The organism is Streptomyces sp. LARHCF249 (assembly GCF_052871255.1).
Window position 1 is genome coordinate 150,362 of sequence record NZ_JBIXJQ010000014.1, and the last position, 16,554, is coordinate 166,915.

The window sequence follows — 16,554 nt, forward strand, 5'->3', positions numbered from 1 at the left end:
TGACACCAACACGCCCCGACGGATAATCAGATCAGGTTCCAGCGTGGTGTTCCACCGCTTCCGCCAACCACGGCAGCGGCCCCACCGCAGCGAAGGGACCACCGTGAAGCGACCGTTCATCCGCCGGCCCAAGGCCCTGGCGGCCCTGGCCGGCCTGATCATGGCCGTCGGCCTGACCGTCGTACCCGCCCAGGCCAGCAGTACGTCCCACTACGAGAAGCCCTCGTCGACCGGGACCATCGGCAACGGCGCGGCCCCGGGCGGGCCGGTCACCCGCGAGCAGGTCATAGCCCGTGCCAAGCACTGGGTGAAGGAAGCCGTCCCCTACAGCCAGAAGCTGTGGTGGAAGGACGGCGCGACCGGCGGCTTCTACCGGCAGGACTGCTCCGGCTTCGTGTCCATGGCCTGGCAGCTCAAGGACAGCATGACCACCAAGACCCTGCCCTCCGTCGCGAACCGGCTCGCCGGCTTCGACCAGCTCGAGGCCGGCGACGCCCTCGACCACCCGCGGAGCCACGCCGTGCTGTTCGGCGGCTGGACCGACAAGGCCAAGGGCGACTTCGTGTACTACAGCGAAAGCCGTAGCGGACGCCCCGCCCGCAAGGAGAGCGCCAACATCCACGACAGCCGCATCGCCGGCTACCCCCGCACTGCCTACATTCCCCTCCGTTACAAGAAGATCACCACCCGGGCGTCCGCACCGGTGCCGGCCCGACCCACCGCACCCGCACAGCCCGCGCAGCTCGCACCGACAGCAACCGCCCTGCCCTCCCCTGCGGCCACGGCCACGGCGCCGGCCAAGCCCAAGGCGAAGGCGAAGCCGAAGCCGAGCACCACCACGGCACCGAGCCCGAAGGCGAGCACGACCGCCCCGGTTGCGCCCGCGCCCTTTGCCGCGGAGCCGCCGGCCGGCACCGCGCCCAGCCCTGCCATCAGCGCCGCCCAGCCGGACACCTCCGCTCCCACGCCCAGCGGAGGCTGCGCCCCCACCGTCCGGATCTCGCTTTGGACCTGGCTCTTCGGCTTCTGAGCGGCGCCCACCGCACCCGGTTTCCATCCCGTCAAATGTCCCGGAAAGGGATCACCATGCACCCTGTCATGCCCCGCGACGGCCGACAGGCCACGCAACGGGCCGCCGCCCTCTGGAGCAGGTTCCACAGCGGCATCCGCATGCTGTGCCTGCTCATGATCGGCGTGATCGCCCTCGGCGTCGCCGCCAACGCAGCACCCAGGTCCCAGGCCTCCGCCCCACAGCCCATGGCGATGAAGCAGATCGTCGCCGTCGGAAAGTCCGTCTTCGCGCTGGCCGGCGACCAAGCCGTTTACGAATGGTCCGCGCACCAGGACAACTGGCAGAAGGTGAAGGACGCCGCGCAGAAGCTCTACGCGGGCGGTGGCAACGTCTACGCGATCGAACCCGGGCGCGGCGACATCTCCAAGTACGACGCGAAGAGCCGCGGGTGGCAGCGCATCGGCGGTCCCGGCGCCACCTTCGCCGCCACCTCCAAGAACCTCTACGGCATCAGCCCCGACCACTCCGGGGTCTGGAAGTACAGCGGCCGGGGTGACAAGTGGGACAAGGTCGGCGAGCGCGCGGAGAACCTCTACACCGGCCCGGACAACGCCCTGTACGCCACCAACCCCGACGACAAGAAGGTCTTCAGGTACGACGGGAAGTGGAAGTTCGCGGGCGGTCCCGGCGCCACGTTCGCCGTCACCGACGAAAGCTTCTTCGGCCTGACCCCCGACCGCGCGGCCGTCGTCGAGTACGACCGGAAGAAGAACGAGTGGAAGCCCGTCGGCGGGCCCGCCGAAGACATCTTCGCCGGCAACACCCTGTACAAGACCATGCGTGACACGGGCGAGCTCTACAAATACAACGGCCACCCCGACAAGTGGAACCGCATCGGTGGTCGGGCGGCCGCCTTCGCCACCAGCGGCGACCGCCTCTACCGACTCGCCGCCGACCACCGCTCCGTCCAGAAGTACGACGGCAGTGGCGCGAACGACAAGTGGCGCGATCTCGGCTCCCCTGCAGTCTCAGCCACCCGCACGGAGAAGATCGCCCGCCTGGAGAGCCTCACCCAGCTCGGCCCGGAGGCCACCGCCGACTGGCTCCAGACACTCGACGCACACCGCAGGGGCGTGCCGGACCGGTACGAATTCCGCTGGACGAACAACGCATGCAACCTCCCCGCCAAGAACACCGTCGCCGGCTACGACTTCACCGCCGCATGCGTCCGGCACGACTTCGGGTACCGCAACTACCGGGACCTGCACGGTGAGAAGGCCTTCCGCTCCAACCCGAACGGAAAGGCACGGGTCGACGAGGTCTTTCTCCAGGACATGAACAACGTCTGCCACCAGCAGGCACGCCAGCCCACCTCCCAGATGCCCTTCGACTTCGCCGCCTGCAAGGCAGCCGCCGAAACCTTCTACCACGGGGTCAAGTACGGCGAGCCCGTCATCAACGCGATCACCGACCCCAACCCCCTTCCCGCCCCCAAGGACGTGGTCAAGGGATTCCTGAAGTGGCCCGGCATGGGCCGATGAGCTGATCCGCGCCCCGGTAGAGCGCTTCCACCAGCGCTCTGCCGGGGCAGACCTGTGTGCAAGCCATGGGGGCAACGGGGGCGCCCCGTCCGCGACGCGGCAGACGGGAGGTTTTCGGCCCGCTGCGTGCCACAGGCGCCCGGCAGTTTCACCCGCAGGGCCCGCAGGGCGCCGCGCGGATTGACTCGGCCTCAGGCTCGGAGTGCCTTCCGGAGGAGCTCGCCGAACTCGTCGGGGTGCGTGGTCAGGCCCGTGTGCCCGCCGGGGAAATGCAGGAGTTCCGTGCTGAGACGGTCGGCCAGGAAGGCAGCCGGATCGTAGGGCAGCTCGCCGCGTGAGTCCTGGCCGCAGGCGAGCACGAGCCGGTTCGACAGTGCCTCCAGTCGGTGGATGTCCGGAGCGTAGGACATGAAGCTCGGCACGATGCGCCCGACGAAGTAGGGCAGGTTGGCCATCGTCTGCTCAGCCCGCGCCGCCGCCTGCGGTGGAAGCTTGATCTCGGCTTTCGGCTCGTTGGCTTCGCCGTCCTTCTTGAGGCCCGCGGCGAACACGGCCATCGCCGGCATGAGCCCCTCTGTGCGGAACGTTGCCTGTACGCGTGCGATGAGCCTGCGGTGTTCGGGGGCGTCCGGCAGGACCTCCACTACCGGCGGCTCGTGTGCCACGACGCGTTCGATGCGTTCGGGATGGGCGGTGAGCAGGTGCAGCGCGGCGATCGCGCCCGAGCTGGAGCCGAACACCCGGGCGGGGTCATCGGGCGACAGCAGTTCCAGTATCCGCAGGGCGTCGTCGGCGTGTTCGGCTACGCTCTGCTCGGCCTCGGGGTCGTCCAGCGTGCTTTGGGACATGCCGCGCGGGTCGTAGGTCGCGACGGTGTACTCGGCGGCCAAGCCGTCGGCGATGCCGTCGAAGGAAGCCGCGCCGCCCGCCCCTCCGGGGATCAGCAGCAGGAGCGGGCCCTGGCCGCGTACCTCGTAGTGCAGGGTTGCGCCGTTCACGCGCAGGCTGCCGATGGTCGGGGCAGTCATGCGGAGTCTCCTTCTCGGGACGGGGGCCAGTGCTCCAGGAGGATGTGGAGGGCGTCGAGGGCTCGGACCCAGGACTGCTGCGGCGAACGCTCGTGCGCAAACCCGCCCGCGGCCTCCAAGGCGACGAAGCCGTGGAACGTGCTGCGCAGCAACCGGACCGCGTCGGTCAGGTCGGGCTCGGTGAGCCCGTAGCCGCGCAGCATGCCGTAGGTCAGCTCGACGGCGCGGCGTGGTCCGGCCGCTTTTGCGGCCAGCTCGGGGTCGATCCGGATCGGGGTCTGCGTCGCCGTGTAGCGGCCTGGATGCTCGTGGGCGTACATCCGCCATGCGTCGGCAAACGCGACCAGTGCGTCCTTGCCCGCCCGTCCGGAGGTCGCCTCCGCGATACGGATGGTCTTCTCGTCCGCCGCCAGCAGCGCGATCCGGCCGCGCAGATCCTCCAGGCCGCGGACATGCGCGTAGAGGCTTGCATCCTTCACGCCGAGTCGCCGCGCCAACTGCGACATGGTCACCTGGTCGAGCCCGACCTCGTCCGCCAGCTCGGCGGCCGCGACCGTCACCCGCTCCGCCGTCAGCCCTGCCCGCGCCATGCACCCTCCCATCACCCTAGGAGCCCTAGTTTTAACCTAGAGGTCCTAGGAATGGCAACCGTGCGGTCCGTCGCGTGAGCGATCACGACCGCGGGGCGCGGGTCCGTGCGGCGACCGCTGCCTCGAGGAAGGTCCAGCCGTCGGCCTTCGCTTCCCGCCTCTCCCCCGGTTCCCATCCGCGGGCCAGCGCCGTGTCGAGCAGGAACCGTACGGTGCCCGGTTCGTGCAGGTTCAGGGCGCCGATGCCGGCGCTTCCCACCTCCCCCGACCCCGTGGTGAAGCCCGCGACGTACCGGCCAGGGCCCTCGTCGAAGACGAAGCGCAGCAGGCCGCCGGTGCCCGGAGGGTGAGAGCGCAGGGTGAGGGTCTTGCGGCAGCCGCCGTCTTCCAGCACGCAGTGGCCGTGGCGAACCGTCCACAGGTAGGTACGCCCGTCGGCGACGAGCCGGCGGGGCTTGTGCGAAGAGCGGGGCATGCGGGCGAGCGTACGCGGCCGAGCGCGGCGGTCCCCAGGGGGTTTTTCGTTCATGCCGTCCGTGTGGGGCACGTGGCCGAGAGCACGTAGTCGACGACGTCGTCGAGGCTGGAGCGGCTGCGGTAGGCGGCCCGCTGGCGGTCGGCTCCGGTTCCTTCGGCACGCAGGCGCGTCCACTGGGTGCGTACGAGGTCGAGGTCGCCGTGTCGGCGCAGCGCGGGAGAGATCAGCTCCAGCAGGCGGTCCACCTGGGCTCTGTGGGGGACCAGCCGGCCGGTGACCGGGTCGATGCCGGGCCCGGCGAGTCCGTCGCGGGCCGCGCGCCAGCAGGCGGCGCGCAGCAGTTCCGGTGCCGGGCGGGGGGCCGGGTCACCGGCGCGGATGGCGGTGAGGGCGGTGGCGGTGAGGGCGCGCACGACGGCGGCGAGCAGGAGCGTGTCCTCGGGTGTCAGGGCCGCGTCCGCGACGCGTACCTCGAGGGTGGGCAGGTGGTGGGAGGGGCGGATGTCCCAGTACAGGCCGCCGCGGTCCATGACCGCTTCGACGGCGACGAGTTGCTCGACGAGCTCCTCGAAGTGGGCGGGGGATTCGAAGTAGGGCGGCGGGCCGGCCACCGGCCAGCGCCCCCAGGTGGTGCTCCGCCAGCTGGCGTACCCGGTGTCGCGGCCTGCCCAGTACGGCGAGTTCGCCGTCAGCGCGGTCAGCGTGGGGAGCCAGGGCCGCAGGTGGTTGCTCACCGCGATGGCGTCGCGGGGATCGGCCACGCCGACGTGGATGTGGCAGGCGCAGGCGGTCTGCTCGTCGTCCAGAGCGCGGAAGACGGCGACGCTCTTCGCGTACCGGGGGCCGGGTGAGACGGGGATCGGGGCCGACTGGCCGAGCACCGGGGTGCCGGTGGAGGCGATGCGCAGGCCGAGGCGGGAGGCCGCGCGTGCGAGGGCGGCTCTCGTGGTGCGGATCTGCTCGGCGGCCGCCGCAAGGCCGGTGTGCGGGTCGGTGCGCACCTCCACCTGATAGCGGGTCAGCTCGGTGCCCACGCGGTCGCCGAGTTCGCCGGCGGCCAGCGCCGCCACCTGCGGGCCCTGCGGGCTGACGGCGCGGGAGCCGGGGTCGATCAGGAGGAACTCCTCCTCGACTCCCACCGTGAGCGGGGCCATCGGGTTGGTGGTGTCGGCGGAGTCGGTCCTGCGGGTTGGCGCGAGGATGCCTTCCGGGGGCGGCGCCGCATGAGGTTGACTCGTCATGGTGAGGCACTGTGGCAGAGGGCGGCGCCCGGCACCCGGTGAATCGGCGATCGTGTGAGTGCCCGACTCCCGTGAGGAGCACAGCATGCGTGAACGCACCGACGTCCTGGTCGTCGGAGGCGGCCCGGCCGGCGCGACCGCCGCGGCCCTGTTGGCGCGGGCCGGGCACCAGGTCACCCTGCTGGAACGGGAGCGGTTCCCGCGCTATCACATCGGGGAGTCGCTGCTGCCGTCCCTGCTGCCGGTCCTGGACGTGATGGGCGCCCGGGAGCTGATCGAGAAGCACGGCTTCGTCCGCAAGACCGGCGCCTTCTACGGCTGGGGCGGGCAGGAGTGGCCCCTGGGGTTCGATGAACCGGGCAGGCCCGCCGCCTACAGCTTCCAGGTGATCCGGTCCGAGTTCGACTGGTTGCTGCTCCAGCACGCCCGGGCGCAGGGGGCCGACGTACGGGAGGAGACGCGTGTGCGGCGGGTGGGCTTCGAGCCGGGTCCCGGGTCCGGTGAAGGCCGTGACCGGGCGGCGGTGGAGGCCTCCTGGGCCGGCGTCGGCGGTGCCGGTGGGCGGATCGGGTTCGCGCACCTGGTGGATGCTTCCGGGCGGGCGGGGGTGCTGGCGGCCCGGCAGCTGCGGACCCGTCGCTTCCACGACGTCTTCCGCAATGTGGCCGCGTGGACGTACTGGCGCGGCGCGGCGCCACTGGAGGGCGCGCCCCGTGGGGCCATCGGGGTGTTCTCCCTGCCCGACCACGGATGGCTGTGGGCCATCCCCCTGCACGACGGCACCCTCAGCGTGGGCCTGGTCACCGACAAGCGCTCGTTCCAGCAGGCCAGGGCGGCGGCGGGCGGCTCCCTCCAGTCCGTGTACGACGATGCCCTGGCGCGGTGCCCGCGGCTGGCCGGCATGCTCGCCGGGGCGCGGCAGGCCGGCCCGCTGAAGACCGAGAGCGACTACTCGTACGTGAGCGAGAAGTTCTGCGGGCCGGGCTGGTTCCTCGCCGGGGACGCCGCCTGCTTCCTCGACCCGCTGCTGTCGACCGGCGTGCACCTGGCCATGTACAGCGGCCTGCTGGCCGCCGCGGCCATCGGCAGTGTGCTGCGCGGCGAGGTCGACGAGCACGCGGCCCGCGGCTTCTACGAGACGGCCTACCGGCACGCCTACGAACGCCTCCTCGTCCTGGTCGGCGCGTTCTACCGCGTCCACGACGGCCGCGACGCGTACTTCCGCACCGCTCAGGCGCTCAGCAGCCGCGACCAGGCGCGGCTGCGGCTGCACGAGTCGTTCCTCGACATCGTCACCGGTACCGAAGACCTCCACGACAGCCAGACGGATGCCGTGGGCGCCTTCCTGCGGACCGTACGCCGCCCCGGGGGCGACAGCCCCGCGCGGGGGCTCGGCGGCCACGGGACGAGCCACATGCTGCCCCTGCCCACCACCCCGCGACAGGCCGTCGCCGGCCTCTACCTGGGCCTGGACCCGCACCCGGGCCTGCGCCGCGCCCCCTCTCAGCCGGTGTGAAGGACCCGGAAGCGATCGGGTGCCGCCGGATCCCGGTCCACGACTTGGATCGGGGTCCGAGCCCACTGCCAGACGCCGACGCCTGGCGTGCGGGAGAACCGGATCTGCCCGCGGGTGCCTTCGACTGCCGTGTGCGGCCAGGATGCGGCGATGCGCGCCCGGTCCGCGCCGTGAGAACGCAGCACATCGGCGAGGACGGCGACCGTGTCGTAGCCCTCGAAGGCGACGAAGGAGGGCGCTTCGGAGAGCTGCTCGCGCAGGGCCGTCTCGACTCGTACTCCGAGGGGGCTGAAGCGCTCGGGCAGGTAGCGCAAGAACGGGATCGCGGCGCTGTCGTCGCCCAGCGACGTCGACCATTCGGTGAACTCCGGCTGCCCGGCCGGGGCTCCCATCATGATCCCGGCGAGGCGCTGGTCGCGGCGGACGGACGTGACGATCGACACGGCCGGCTCCGGGTGGCCGACCAGGAGGAGGAGGGCTGTAGCGCGGTGTTCGACGAGTGCGTCGCACACGGCCGCGGGGGTGAGCGCGCTCATGTCGAGTTCGATGACGGTGCCGCCGCGTGGAGCGAGGTACTCCCGCAGGATGCGGGTCCCGGATGCCCAGTAGACACTCGGCTGGGCTGCTACGGCGATGCGGCTGTGGCCCGCGCCGAGGAGGAAGTCCGCGTAGACCTGCCAGCCGCGGGACTGCGGCGGGGCGAGGCGCGCGACCCACTGCGTCGGCTGTTCGGTGAGCGCGTCGAGAACCGCTGACGAGCAGAGGAACGGAAGGCCGAGGGCGTCGGCCCTGGCGGCGGCGGCGCGGGCGACGACGCTGTGAAACTCCCCCGCCACGGCGGCGACGCCCAGGCCGGCCAGTTCGTCTACGGCCGCCGCGGCCCTCTGTGGATCAGCCGCGGTGTCCCGGACCACCAGCTCGAGTGGCCTTCCGGCGATGCCGCCGCCGTCGTTGACCTCGCGAACGGCCAGCTCCAGTCCGGCGAGGAGGTGGTGGCCCGCCTCGACCCAGCCGGGCCGAGTCAGCGGAACGAGAGCGCCGATCCGGACGGATGGTCCATCAGTTCGAGCCGCCCTGAGCGGCGGTGGTGGCGTAGTCATGCGCTGGCGTCTCCCCTGTGACGATTCGCTTGCCGGTTACCCGGTTGCCCGGGGGCCGTGCCGGACATTGCATCCAGCACCAACGCCGAGAAGCAACCCGTTATTTGCTTCGCCACCGAGGGCAGACGGCGGCCCCCGGCAGCGGGGAGACGCGGGTCACACACGCCACGTGTCACAGGGAGGCGGGCTGCCTCGTCTCGGGGGTGTAGCCAGTGACGACGACGGAGGAGCACACGATGGACGCACGCCTGAACTACTTCGCCAGCCCGACCGCCGGCAAGGCCTTCAAGCACTTCATGTCGGCGGGCAAGGCGATCAAGGAGTCGTCCCTGCCGGCGGCGACGCAGGAGCTGGTGGCGCTGCGCGTGAGCCAGATCAACGGCTGCGCCGCCTGTATCGACATGCACACCAAGGATGCGGCAGCCGCCGGCGAGTCCTCGGTGCGGCTGCACCTGGTGGCGGCGTGGCGGGAAGCGACGGTCTTCACCGGGGCCGAGCGCGTGGCTCTGGAGTTCGCGGAGCAGGCGACCCGGGTCGCCGACGCGGGCAGCGGCGTCAGCGACGAGGTCTGGGCGCGTGCCGCCGAGCAGTATGACGAGGAGCAGCTCGCCGCCTTGGCGATCCTGGTTTCCTTCATGAACACGGCGAACCGGCTGAACATCATCGCCCAGCAGCCGGCCGGCGACTACGAGCCGGGCCAGTTCCACTGATCTTCGTAGGATGCCGTGCCGGCTCGCGTCCGGCCGGCCGGAGGAGTGCGCGGAGGGAGACCACGTGAGCAAGGTCGGGGAGTTCGAGGAGCTGCGGCCGCTGCTGTTCTCGATCGCATACCGGATTCTCGGCAGCGTCGGCGAGGCGGAGGACGCGGTGCAGGAGAGCTGGCTCCGCTTCGACGCATCGCCGACCCGGCCCGCGTCGGCCAAGGCGTTCCTGTCCGCCACGGTGACCCGTATCGCGATCGACGTGCTGCGCTCCGCCCGGGTGAGGCGGGAGGAGTACGTCGGACCGTGGTTTCCCGAGCCGCTGCTCACCGACCCGTACGAGGACCCGGCACGCGCTGCGGAGCTCGCCGACTCGGTGTCGATGGCGGCGCTGCTGCTCCTTGAGCGGCTCAGCCCCTTGGAGCGGTCGGTGTTCGTACTGCGTGAGGTGTTCGCCTTCGGCTTCGACGAGATCGCCACCGCGGTGGGGCGTTCGGAGGCGGCGTGCCGGCAACTGCTGGTACGGGCGCGCAGGCACATGCAGGACGGGCGGCCGCGGTTCGAGGCGGACGGTCAGGAGCGGCGGGAGCTCGCGTCGCGGTTCTTCGACGCCCTCCGCGAAGGCGACGTCGACGGGCTGCAGAGCCTGCTGGCCGCCGACGTGTCGATGGTCGGCGACGGCGGCGGCAAGGCCCCGCAGCTGGCCAGGGCCGTCATCGGCGCGGAGAACGCGGCCCGGCTGCTCGCCTCCGTCGTCCCCCTGTTGGCCCGGGTCGACGTGACGTTCGAGCAGCACGAGCTCAACGGCCAGCCCGGAGCGATCTTCCTCGACCGGGACGGCAAGGTGCTGCACGCCCTGACCCTCGAGGTGCTCGACGGGCAGATCCAGACCATCCGCTCGGTGATCAACCCCGACAAGCTCGGCCACCTCGGGCCGGTCGCCGACGCCTGGGCCATCGACCGCGAGGTGAAACGGGCCCGCCGGCAGACGGCGTGACGCGGGACGGCGCTGTCATCCGCTGCCATGCGCCTGCACCCGTACCTGCACTCGTTCGGGCGAAAAACCCGATGAGGCTCTGCTCGTCGTGCCCCGGGGCGGGCCATGGTCTGTTCGGAGAAGACCGGTCCGACGGAGGGTGTGGAACGACGTGTATGTGAGGCGTATCGGAACGATGCTGGGCGCAGCCGCGGTGGCCGTACTGACCGTGCCGGCCAACGCTCATGCTGCGGCGGTCGCTTGTGGCGGGGGTGCGTCGACCGGCCGTGTGGCCGTCAACGGCTGCATCAGTGCCCAGCGGGGGTCTGTCGGCGAATTCCCCACGCGGGAGATCACGGCGTACATCAAGGCGCGCAACACGGGGAAGAAGGGGCTGAACGTTTCTTACGAAGCGTTTTTCCGTGTGGTCAAGGGCGGTCACTGGGAGAAGGTGGGCAGCGGTCGTTCCCATGTCCCGGCCGGCGAGTCCATCGGCCCTCTCGAAGTGGGAAGCACGACCCGGGTGTGCGGTCCCGTGAAGGTCGAGATCCGGGTGCATGCGCGGGCCGACGGCGCTGCCTGGAGCGGCTGGTCCCCTGCTTCCACGAAGCAGTGCCAGACCTGAGCGCACGGCCTCGGCGCGCCTGGAGCGCGCGGGTCGCCGAGGTGGCCGGTCTGCCCCGCTGCGCCTGACGTCACCCAGCCGTCCTCGGTGCGGCGGTACTCGTGGATGCGGGCGTCCCTGCTGCGCCGGCTCCTACCAGTCGACCCGGCGCTCCCCATTCCTTGAACTCCGCGCGCACGACCGAGGAGGCGTCAGCCCGGCGTGGATTCGGGCTTCGTGTAGAGGATCTCGCGGGCCTGTTCCGCGGCACGGGTGATGCTCTCGCCGACGAAGTCGACGAAGCGGGCGATGCCCTCGAGGCGGGCGGCGGCCGGGGTGTCGGGGCCGAGGACGCTGACGCCCTGCCGTGCGGTTTCGGCGAGTTGGGCGTTGGCCCGGGCGCTGGCGACCATCGACTGGTACCAGAGCTCGTCGTCGACGACGTAGCGCTCGCGGCGGCGTTCGTCGCGTTCCCGGCGGATGAGGTCTCGGCTTTCGAGGAACGTGATCGACTTGGAGATGGACGCCGGGCTGACCTGGAGGCGCTGGGCGAGTTCGGACGCGGTGAGGCTGCCCGCGTCGGTGGTGTAGAGGCAGGTCAGCACCCGGGACATCATCTTGGGCAGGCCCGATTGCATGAGGAGGGTGGTGAACACCTCCTCGTACGCGCGTACCGCCTCGGGGTCCCGTCCGTGGGCGTGCGGGGACGCCGCCTCCTGCGGTCCTCGGGGTGCGGTCTGCTTGCGCCGGTGGGCGCGTTGTTCGGTGGCGCGGTGGGCCAGGTCGGCGCGGTAGGCGGTGGGGCCGCCGTTGCGCATCACCTCGCGCGTGACCGTCGAGGTGGGTCGGTCGAGGCGCCTGCCGATCTCCGCGTAGGCGAGGCCGTCGGCCAGGCCCAGTGCGATCTGCTGGCGTTCCTGCTGAGTGAGCCTGCCTCCCGGCATCGCGATCTCCCTGCGTACGTTCCCTCGTCTTCCTGATGCCCCCAGCATAGCGTTCACTTCTCCCCCAATGCAACGACCAGTAGGGCATTCGTTGCATTGGATTTACAGACATTGCAACGATTACATGCCGCTGAGCTGCGCTGATGACTTTTATTCGCAACGAGCGTGTTGCTGCAATGGTGAACACAACGTAGCGTTTCTGGTGTCAGAAACAACGAGCAGCAGGAGAACACCATGCAGAAGTTCGATACCCCCGCGCCGGTCTCCGTGGTCCTGGACGTCCCCGCGGGAGCCATCCGGTTCATCGCCGCCGACCGGGCCGACACCACGGTCGAGGTGCGTCCCGCGGACGCCTCGAACAGCCGCGACGTGAAGGCGGCGGAGCAGGCCACGGTCGCCTACGGTGACGGCGTCCTGCGGATCGGCGCCGCACCGGCGAAGAACCGGTTCCTCGGCAGCTCCGGAGCCATCGAGGTCACCGTCCAGCTGCCCGCCGGCTCCCGCGTCGAAGCCACGACGGCCGCCGCCGAACTCCGCGGCGTCGGACGCCTCGGCGACGTCACCTTCAACGGCGCCCAGGGCACCGTCAAACTCGACGAGACCGCCGGCGCCCGCCTCACCCTCCTCGCCGGCGACATCCGCATCGGCCGCCTGAACGGCCCCGCCGACATCAGCACCCACAAGGGCGACATCCACATCACCGAGGCCACCCGCGGCACCCTCACCCTGCGCACCCAGGCCGGCGACCTCACGGTCGGCGCCGCCCGCGGAACCTCCGCCACCCTCGACGCCGGCACCACCTACGGCCGAATCCACAACACCCTCAACAACACCGACGGCACCACCGCCCCCCTCACCATCCACGCCACCACCGCCTACGGCAACATCACCGCCCGCAGCCTCTAGCCAGAAGGAGCCCGCCATCATGTCCCTCACACCGAAGACCACCGCCGGGCAGCACCGCCCGGAATTACAGAAGGCCATCCAGGAGATCGTCGATTCCGGTTTCGCCGGGGTGCAGCTGCGCGTGAACGATCCGCGGGGCGAGTGGGTCGGCAGCGCCGGGGTGCGCAAGCTGGGAGAGAGCGCCAAGCCGCCGACGGACGGGCGGTTCCGGATCGGCAGCAACACCAAGACCTTCACCGCGACCCTGGTGCTGCAGCTGGTGGCCGAAGGAAAGGTCGGGCTGGACAGCCCGGCGGCCGACTTCCTGCCCGGATTCGAGCTGGACCGGCGCATCACGGTGCGGATGCTGCTGCAGCACACCAGCGGACTGTTCAACTACACCGGCGAGTACTACGACGACGGGACGACCGCGCCGGGGATCCCCTGGCAGGGCCAGGAGTGGGTGGACAACCGGTTCCACACCTACCGGCCCGAGGAGCTGGTGCGGCTGGCGCTGTCGAAGCCGGCGCGGTTCGAGCCGGGGACGGACTGGAGCTACTCGAACACCAACTACGTCCTGGCCAGGCTGCTGGTCGAGAACGTCGGCGGCCGCCCGTTCGCCGAGGAGATGCAGCGGCGGATCCTGGGCCCGCTCGGCCTGTCGGGCACCGCGGTGCCCGACGCCTCGCCGGAGATTTCCGAGCCGCACGCCCACGGCTACTACACCTACCAGGACGCCGGCCAGTGGAAGACGGTCGACGTCACCCGGGGGAACGCCTCCTGGATCTCCGCCGCCGGCGACATGATCTCGACCACCCGGGACCTGCACACGTTCTTCTCCGCCCTGATGAGCGGCAAGCTGCTGCCGGCCCCGCTGCTGGCCGAGATGCGCACGCCGCACCCCAAACTCGGGTACGGCCTGGGGCTGTTCGTGCAGGAGGCGGAGTGCGGCGGCACCCTGTTCACCCACAACGGCGGCTTCTGGGGCTGGGCGGCGCTGATGTACAGCACGCCCGACGGCGGTACGACCCTGACCGCCTCGCTGACCACCGGGGACACCGAGCTCGGCTTCGCGCAGGCGGCGGAGCTGTTCGGAAAGGCGCAGAAGAGGCTCGTCAACGAGGTGTTCTGCGGCGGGCGGGCCGCCGGGCCGGCCCAGCCGGCGGGCTGAGACCGGACAGCCCCCGTTTCGGCCGGGGCCGGGACGGGGGCTGTGGCGCGGGCCGGTTGGCGATCAGCCTGTGTTGACGGGGCCTACCCAGCCCATCCGGACCTCTGCCGAAGCTGATCTTGGTTCCGCCCGGTGTTCAGCGGGGGGTGCGGCGCTTGCGGGAGATGGCCACTCCGGTCAGGCAGATCGCGCCGCCCAGGAGGGTCAGGGGGGCCGGGACCTCGTTCAGGGCCGTCCAGGCGATGAGGATCACGACGGCGGGGACCGCGTAGGTCGTCGCGCCCATCTTTCCGGCGGTGGTTCGGGAGAGGGCGTACGTCCAGGTGGTGAAGGCCAGAGCGGTCGGGAAGAGGCCCAGGTAGACCATGTTGAGGGTGGCGGTCAGCGGTGCCCCGGGGAGTTGGGCCAGCAGTTGCCAGGCGAAGGGCAGGGTGACGGCGGTGCCGACGAAGCAGCCGTACGTGGTCACCTGGAGCGGGGTCGCGTACGTCAGTGCGGGCTTCTGCGAGACCACCCCGGCGCCGTAGGCGAGTGCGGCGAGCAGGCAGAGGAGGACGCCGCCGAGGGAGGCGGAGCCGCTGTCCGAGGTGGACAGGCCCACCACGGCGGCGCCGGCGAAGGAGACGGCCATGCCCGCGAGCAGCATCGGCGGGAACCCCTCCCTCAGCAGCCAGCCGCCGAGCAGGGCGATCACGATCGGGCCGATGTTCACGACCATGGCCGCGGTGCCGGCGTCCACGCCCTGTTCGCCCCAGTTCAGCGCCACCATGTACAGCCCGAACCACAGCAGTCCGGAGGTGAGGATGCCGGGCCAGGCCTGGCGCGGTGGGAGCGGGACCCGCTTGACCAGGACGACGACCGCGAGGGCGAGGGAAGCCGTCAGCAGGCGTCCGAGGGCGAGGGCTCCCGGCGCGTAGTGCGGGGCAGCGGCGCGGATGGAGACGAATGCGGAGGCCCACAGGACGACGGTGACGGCCGCCGCGGCGAGGGCCCGCTTGTCGAGGGCGGCGCGGCGGTCGGCGTCGCGGTGGTCCGTGGCTGGGTGGTCCGTGGCTGGGTGCTCGGTGGCTGGGTGGTCGGCCTTGTGATCCATGCGGGCAACGTACTCATGGCCTGTCCGGTTGCCCACCGCGTTTTCCGGCGGGCGGGCGGCGGGAGGCCTCCGGCCCGGCTCAGCGGGATCTCCAGGGGCCGGCGGGACAGTGTCGGGAATCCGTTTGCCGTCGTCAGGAGGCTGCCATGTCCGCGCCCGTGCTCGAACCGCGCGTGGAGGCACAGCCCCCGCCGAAGGCCCGGCGGCCGCGGCCGGGGCTCGCCCTGGCCGTCATCGCCTCCTGCAACGCGATGATCCAGCTCGACGACGCCATCGTGAACATCGCCCTGCCCGGCATGCGCGCCGATCTCGGGCTGTCGGACGTCGGTTCGTCCTGGGTGCTGAACGCCTATCTGCTCGCGTTCGGCGGTCTGCTGCTGCTGGGCGGGAGGGCCGGGGACATCCTCGGCCGGCGCAGGGTGTTCCTCACCGGCGTGGCCCTGTTCACGGCGGCGGCCGCCGTGCGCGGGCTCGCGTCGGATGTGGAGCTGCTCACCGTGATCCGGGTGGTGCAGGGGGTCGGGGCGGCGCTGGCCGCGCCGAGCGGGCTCGCCCTGGTGCTGAGCATGTTCGAGGAGGGGGCGCCGCGCAAGCGTGCGATCGCCGTGTGCACGGCGGCGGGCGCGGTCAGTACGGCCGGGGGTCTGCTGCTGGCCGGCACGCTGTCCTCGCTGAGCTCCTGGCGGTGGGAACTGCTGCTGAACGTTCCGCTCGGCGTGCTGATCCTGGTGCTGGGGCCGGTGGCGATCACGGAGACGCGCCGCAATCCGGGCCGCTTCGACGTGGCGGGTGCGCTGCTGTCGGCGGTGGGCGCGGCCGCGCTCGTGTACGGGCTGGCGCGGGCGGCGGAGCAGGGTCTCGGCGATGTGCGGGCGCTGGTGTGCGTGGCGTGCGCCGTGGTGCTCTTCGCGGTGTTCGCGGGAGTCGAGCGGCGGGCCGCGCATCCGATCGTCCTGCTGCACCTGTTCCGGTCGCGCAACCGGGTGCTCGCGTACGTGGGGACGCTGGCCGTGCCGGGTTCGATCATGGGGGCGTACTTCTTCCTCAACCGGTACTTCCAGCAGCAGGCGGGGTACGGCCCGTTGGGCGCCGCGCTGGCGCTGACGCCGCTCGCGGCGACGATGGCGGTGATGGCGTGGGCGGCCGTACGGCTGGAGCGACAGCTGGGGCCGCGCTATCTGATGGCCGGCGGCGCCGCGCTGCTGCTCACCGGCAACCTGTGGCTGTCGCAGCTCGGGCCGGGTTCCTCGTACGCGGGCGGGATCCTGCCGCCGCTCCTCCTGCTGGGCGCGGGCATGGCCTGCTGTGTGATCCCGCCGACGGTGCTGGCGACGTCCGGGCTGCGGCGCGGGGAGGCCGGGGCGGCCTCCAGCATGCTCAATGCCGTGCAGACGCTGGGCGGTTCGCTGGGTCTGGCGATGCTGGTGGCGGTGGCCTCGCGGTCCGGGATGTCCCTGGGGTTCACGGCCGGGGCGGTGTGCGCGGGTATCGCGCTGCTGGCCGCGCTGCTGATCCGGCCCGGTTCGGGTTCGGAGGGTCGGGCCGCGGCCTGAGCACTTCACGGAGCACGAAGAGCGGGGGCCCGGCCGACAGGCCGGGCCCCCGCTCTTCGTGCTCCGGCCGCCCCGCCATCGTGGCGTCCGGCGGCGGGCGGCGGCGGGCCCCACGGGCGGG

The 16,554-nt window shown here is 71.5% G+C and carries 16 protein-coding genes; 9 read left to right on the forward strand and 7 right to left on the reverse strand.

The window, feature by feature from the left end:
* Positions 1-103 precede the first annotated feature (103 nt).
* Both ACIPUC_RS32235 and ACIPUC_RS32240 read left to right on the forward strand, forming a co-directional pair.
* Positions 104-1,030: a hypothetical protein gene (locus ACIPUC_RS32235; RefSeq protein WP_446593927.1), complete on the forward strand. Its 927-nt coding sequence runs from the start codon at positions 104-106 to the stop codon at positions 1,028-1,030.
* A gap of 56 nt (positions 1,031-1,086) precedes the next feature.
* A complete protein-coding gene (locus tag ACIPUC_RS32240; RefSeq protein WP_446593928.1) occupies positions 1,087-2,553 on the forward strand; it encodes a phospholipase A2 in 1,467 nt (488 codons plus the stop codon).
* A gap of 191 nt (positions 2,554-2,744) precedes the next feature.
* Here ACIPUC_RS32240 and ACIPUC_RS32245 read toward each other — a convergent pair whose 3' ends face one another.
* The 4 genes from ACIPUC_RS32245 to ACIPUC_RS32260 all read right to left on the reverse strand — a co-directional run bounded on the left by ACIPUC_RS32245 (position 2,745) and on the right by ACIPUC_RS32260 (position 5,890).
* Positions 2,745-3,581 (reverse strand): alpha/beta fold hydrolase, encoded by an 837-nt coding sequence (locus tag ACIPUC_RS32245; RefSeq protein ID WP_446593929.1) that lies wholly within the window; start codon positions 3,579-3,581, stop codon positions 2,745-2,747.
* Positions 3,578-4,171, reverse strand: coding sequence for a TetR/AcrR family transcriptional regulator (locus ACIPUC_RS32250; RefSeq protein WP_446593930.1), 594 nt, complete (start codon positions 4,169-4,171; stop codon positions 3,578-3,580). The genes ACIPUC_RS32245 and ACIPUC_RS32250 overlap by 4 nt, the downstream gene beginning before the upstream one ends.
* An 82-nt stretch (positions 4,172-4,253) precedes the next feature.
* Positions 4,254-4,646, reverse strand: coding sequence for a hypothetical protein (locus ACIPUC_RS32255; RefSeq protein WP_446593931.1), 393 nt, complete (start codon positions 4,644-4,646; stop codon positions 4,254-4,256).
* Positions 4,647-4,696: 50 nt separating this feature from the next.
* A complete protein-coding gene (locus ACIPUC_RS32260; protein ID WP_446593932.1) occupies positions 4,697-5,890 on the reverse strand; it encodes a carboxylate-amine ligase in 1,194 nt (397 codons plus the stop codon).
* Positions 5,891-5,975: 85 nt separating this feature from the next.
* Between ACIPUC_RS32260 and ACIPUC_RS32265 the strand changes: the two genes are divergently transcribed.
* Entirely contained in the window at positions 5,976-7,406 is a 1,431-nt protein-coding gene (locus tag ACIPUC_RS32265) for an NAD(P)/FAD-dependent oxidoreductase (RefSeq protein ID WP_446593933.1), read from the forward strand.
* On the opposite strand, the gene ACIPUC_RS32270 is transcribed toward ACIPUC_RS32265, so the two are convergent.
* Positions 7,394-8,506, reverse strand: coding sequence for an ABC transporter substrate-binding protein (locus ACIPUC_RS32270; protein WP_446593934.1), 1,113 nt, complete (start codon positions 8,504-8,506; stop codon positions 7,394-7,396). The two genes, ACIPUC_RS32265 and ACIPUC_RS32270, sit on opposite strands and share 13 nt — an antisense overlap.
* Positions 8,507-8,742: 236 nt before the next feature.
* On the opposite strand from ACIPUC_RS32270, the gene ACIPUC_RS32275 reads away from it, so the two are divergent.
* The 3 genes from ACIPUC_RS32275 (at position 8,743) to ACIPUC_RS32285 (ending at position 10,808) form a co-directional block, all read left to right on the forward strand.
* Positions 8,743-9,216, forward strand: a complete 474-nt coding sequence (locus ACIPUC_RS32275; RefSeq protein ID WP_446593935.1) for a carboxymuconolactone decarboxylase family protein — start codon at positions 8,743-8,745, stop codon at positions 9,214-9,216.
* 64 nt (positions 9,217-9,280) lie between these two features.
* Complete coding sequence (locus tag ACIPUC_RS32280; RefSeq protein WP_446593936.1) at positions 9,281-10,204, forward strand: RNA polymerase sigma-70 factor; 924 nt, start codon at positions 9,281-9,283, stop codon at positions 10,202-10,204.
* Between the two features lie 193 nt (positions 10,205-10,397).
* Positions 10,398-10,808 (forward strand): hypothetical protein, encoded by a 411-nt coding sequence (locus tag ACIPUC_RS32285; RefSeq protein ID WP_446593937.1) that lies wholly within the window; start codon positions 10,398-10,400, stop codon positions 10,806-10,808.
* Between the two features lie 191 nt (positions 10,809-10,999).
* Here the strand turns inward: ACIPUC_RS32285 and ACIPUC_RS32290 are convergent, their stop codons facing one another.
* Positions 11,000-11,731, reverse strand: coding sequence for a helix-turn-helix domain-containing protein (locus ACIPUC_RS32290; protein ID WP_446593938.1), 732 nt, complete (start codon positions 11,729-11,731; stop codon positions 11,000-11,002).
* Positions 11,732-11,965: 234 nt separating this feature from the next.
* Between ACIPUC_RS32290 and ACIPUC_RS32295 the strand changes: the two genes are divergently transcribed.
* Both ACIPUC_RS32295 and ACIPUC_RS32300 read left to right on the forward strand, forming a co-directional pair.
* Positions 11,966-12,637, forward strand: coding sequence for a DUF4097 family beta strand repeat-containing protein (locus ACIPUC_RS32295; RefSeq protein WP_446593939.1), 672 nt, complete (start codon positions 11,966-11,968; stop codon positions 12,635-12,637).
* Positions 12,638-12,656: 19 nt separating this feature from the next.
* A complete protein-coding gene (locus ACIPUC_RS32300) occupies positions 12,657-13,787 on the forward strand; it encodes a serine hydrolase domain-containing protein (protein ID WP_446593940.1) in 1,131 nt (376 codons plus the stop codon).
* 136 nt (positions 13,788-13,923) lie between these two features.
* Here the strand turns inward: ACIPUC_RS32300 and ACIPUC_RS32305 are convergent, their stop codons facing one another.
* Positions 13,924-14,880, reverse strand: coding sequence for a DMT family transporter (locus tag ACIPUC_RS32305; protein ID WP_446593941.1), 957 nt, complete (start codon positions 14,878-14,880; stop codon positions 13,924-13,926).
* A gap of 146 nt (positions 14,881-15,026) precedes the next feature.
* Between ACIPUC_RS32305 and ACIPUC_RS32310 the strand changes: the two genes are divergently transcribed.
* Complete coding sequence (locus ACIPUC_RS32310) at positions 15,027-16,433, forward strand: MFS transporter (RefSeq protein WP_446593942.1); 1,407 nt, start codon at positions 15,027-15,029, stop codon at positions 16,431-16,433.
* Positions 16,434-16,554 lie beyond the last annotated feature (121 nt).

Excerpts from the sequence above, each read along its gene's own strand:
- ACIPUC_RS32240 (WP_446593928.1), top strand. The coding sequence starts at position 1,087 with ATGCACCCTGTCATGCCCCGCGACGGCCGACAGGCCACGCAACGGGCC.
- ACIPUC_RS32245 (WP_446593929.1), bottom strand. The coding sequence starts at position 3,581 with ATGACTGCCCCGACCATCGGCAGCCTGCGCGTGAACGGCGCAACCCTG.
- ACIPUC_RS32250 (WP_446593930.1), bottom strand. The coding sequence starts at position 4,171 with ATGGCGCGGGCAGGGCTGACGGCGGAGCGGGTGACGGTCGCGGCCGCC.
- ACIPUC_RS32255 (WP_446593931.1), bottom strand. The coding sequence starts at position 4,646 with ATGCCCCGCTCTTCGCACAAGCCCCGCCGGCTCGTCGCCGACGGGCGT.
- ACIPUC_RS32260 (WP_446593932.1), bottom strand. The coding sequence starts at position 5,890 with ATGACGAGTCAACCTCATGCGGCGCCGCCCCCGGAAGGCATCCTCGCG.
- ACIPUC_RS32265 (WP_446593933.1), top strand. The coding sequence starts at position 5,976 with ATGCGTGAACGCACCGACGTCCTGGTCGTCGGAGGCGGCCCGGCCGGC.
- ACIPUC_RS32270 (WP_446593934.1), bottom strand. The coding sequence starts at position 8,506 with ATGACTACGCCACCACCGCCGCTCAGGGCGGCTCGAACTGATGGACCA.
- ACIPUC_RS32275 (WP_446593935.1), top strand. The coding sequence starts at position 8,743 with ATGGACGCACGCCTGAACTACTTCGCCAGCCCGACCGCCGGCAAGGCC.
- ACIPUC_RS32290 (WP_446593938.1), bottom strand. The coding sequence starts at position 11,731 with ATGCCGGGAGGCAGGCTCACTCAGCAGGAACGCCAGCAGATCGCACTG.
- ACIPUC_RS32295 (WP_446593939.1), top strand. The coding sequence starts at position 11,966 with ATGCAGAAGTTCGATACCCCCGCGCCGGTCTCCGTGGTCCTGGACGTC.
- ACIPUC_RS32300 (WP_446593940.1), top strand. The coding sequence starts at position 12,657 with ATGTCCCTCACACCGAAGACCACCGCCGGGCAGCACCGCCCGGAATTA.
- ACIPUC_RS32305 (WP_446593941.1), bottom strand. The coding sequence starts at position 14,880 with ATGGATCACAAGGCCGACCACCCAGCCACCGAGCACCCAGCCACGGAC.
- ACIPUC_RS32310 (WP_446593942.1), top strand. The coding sequence starts at position 15,027 with ATGTCCGCGCCCGTGCTCGAACCGCGCGTGGAGGCACAGCCCCCGCCG.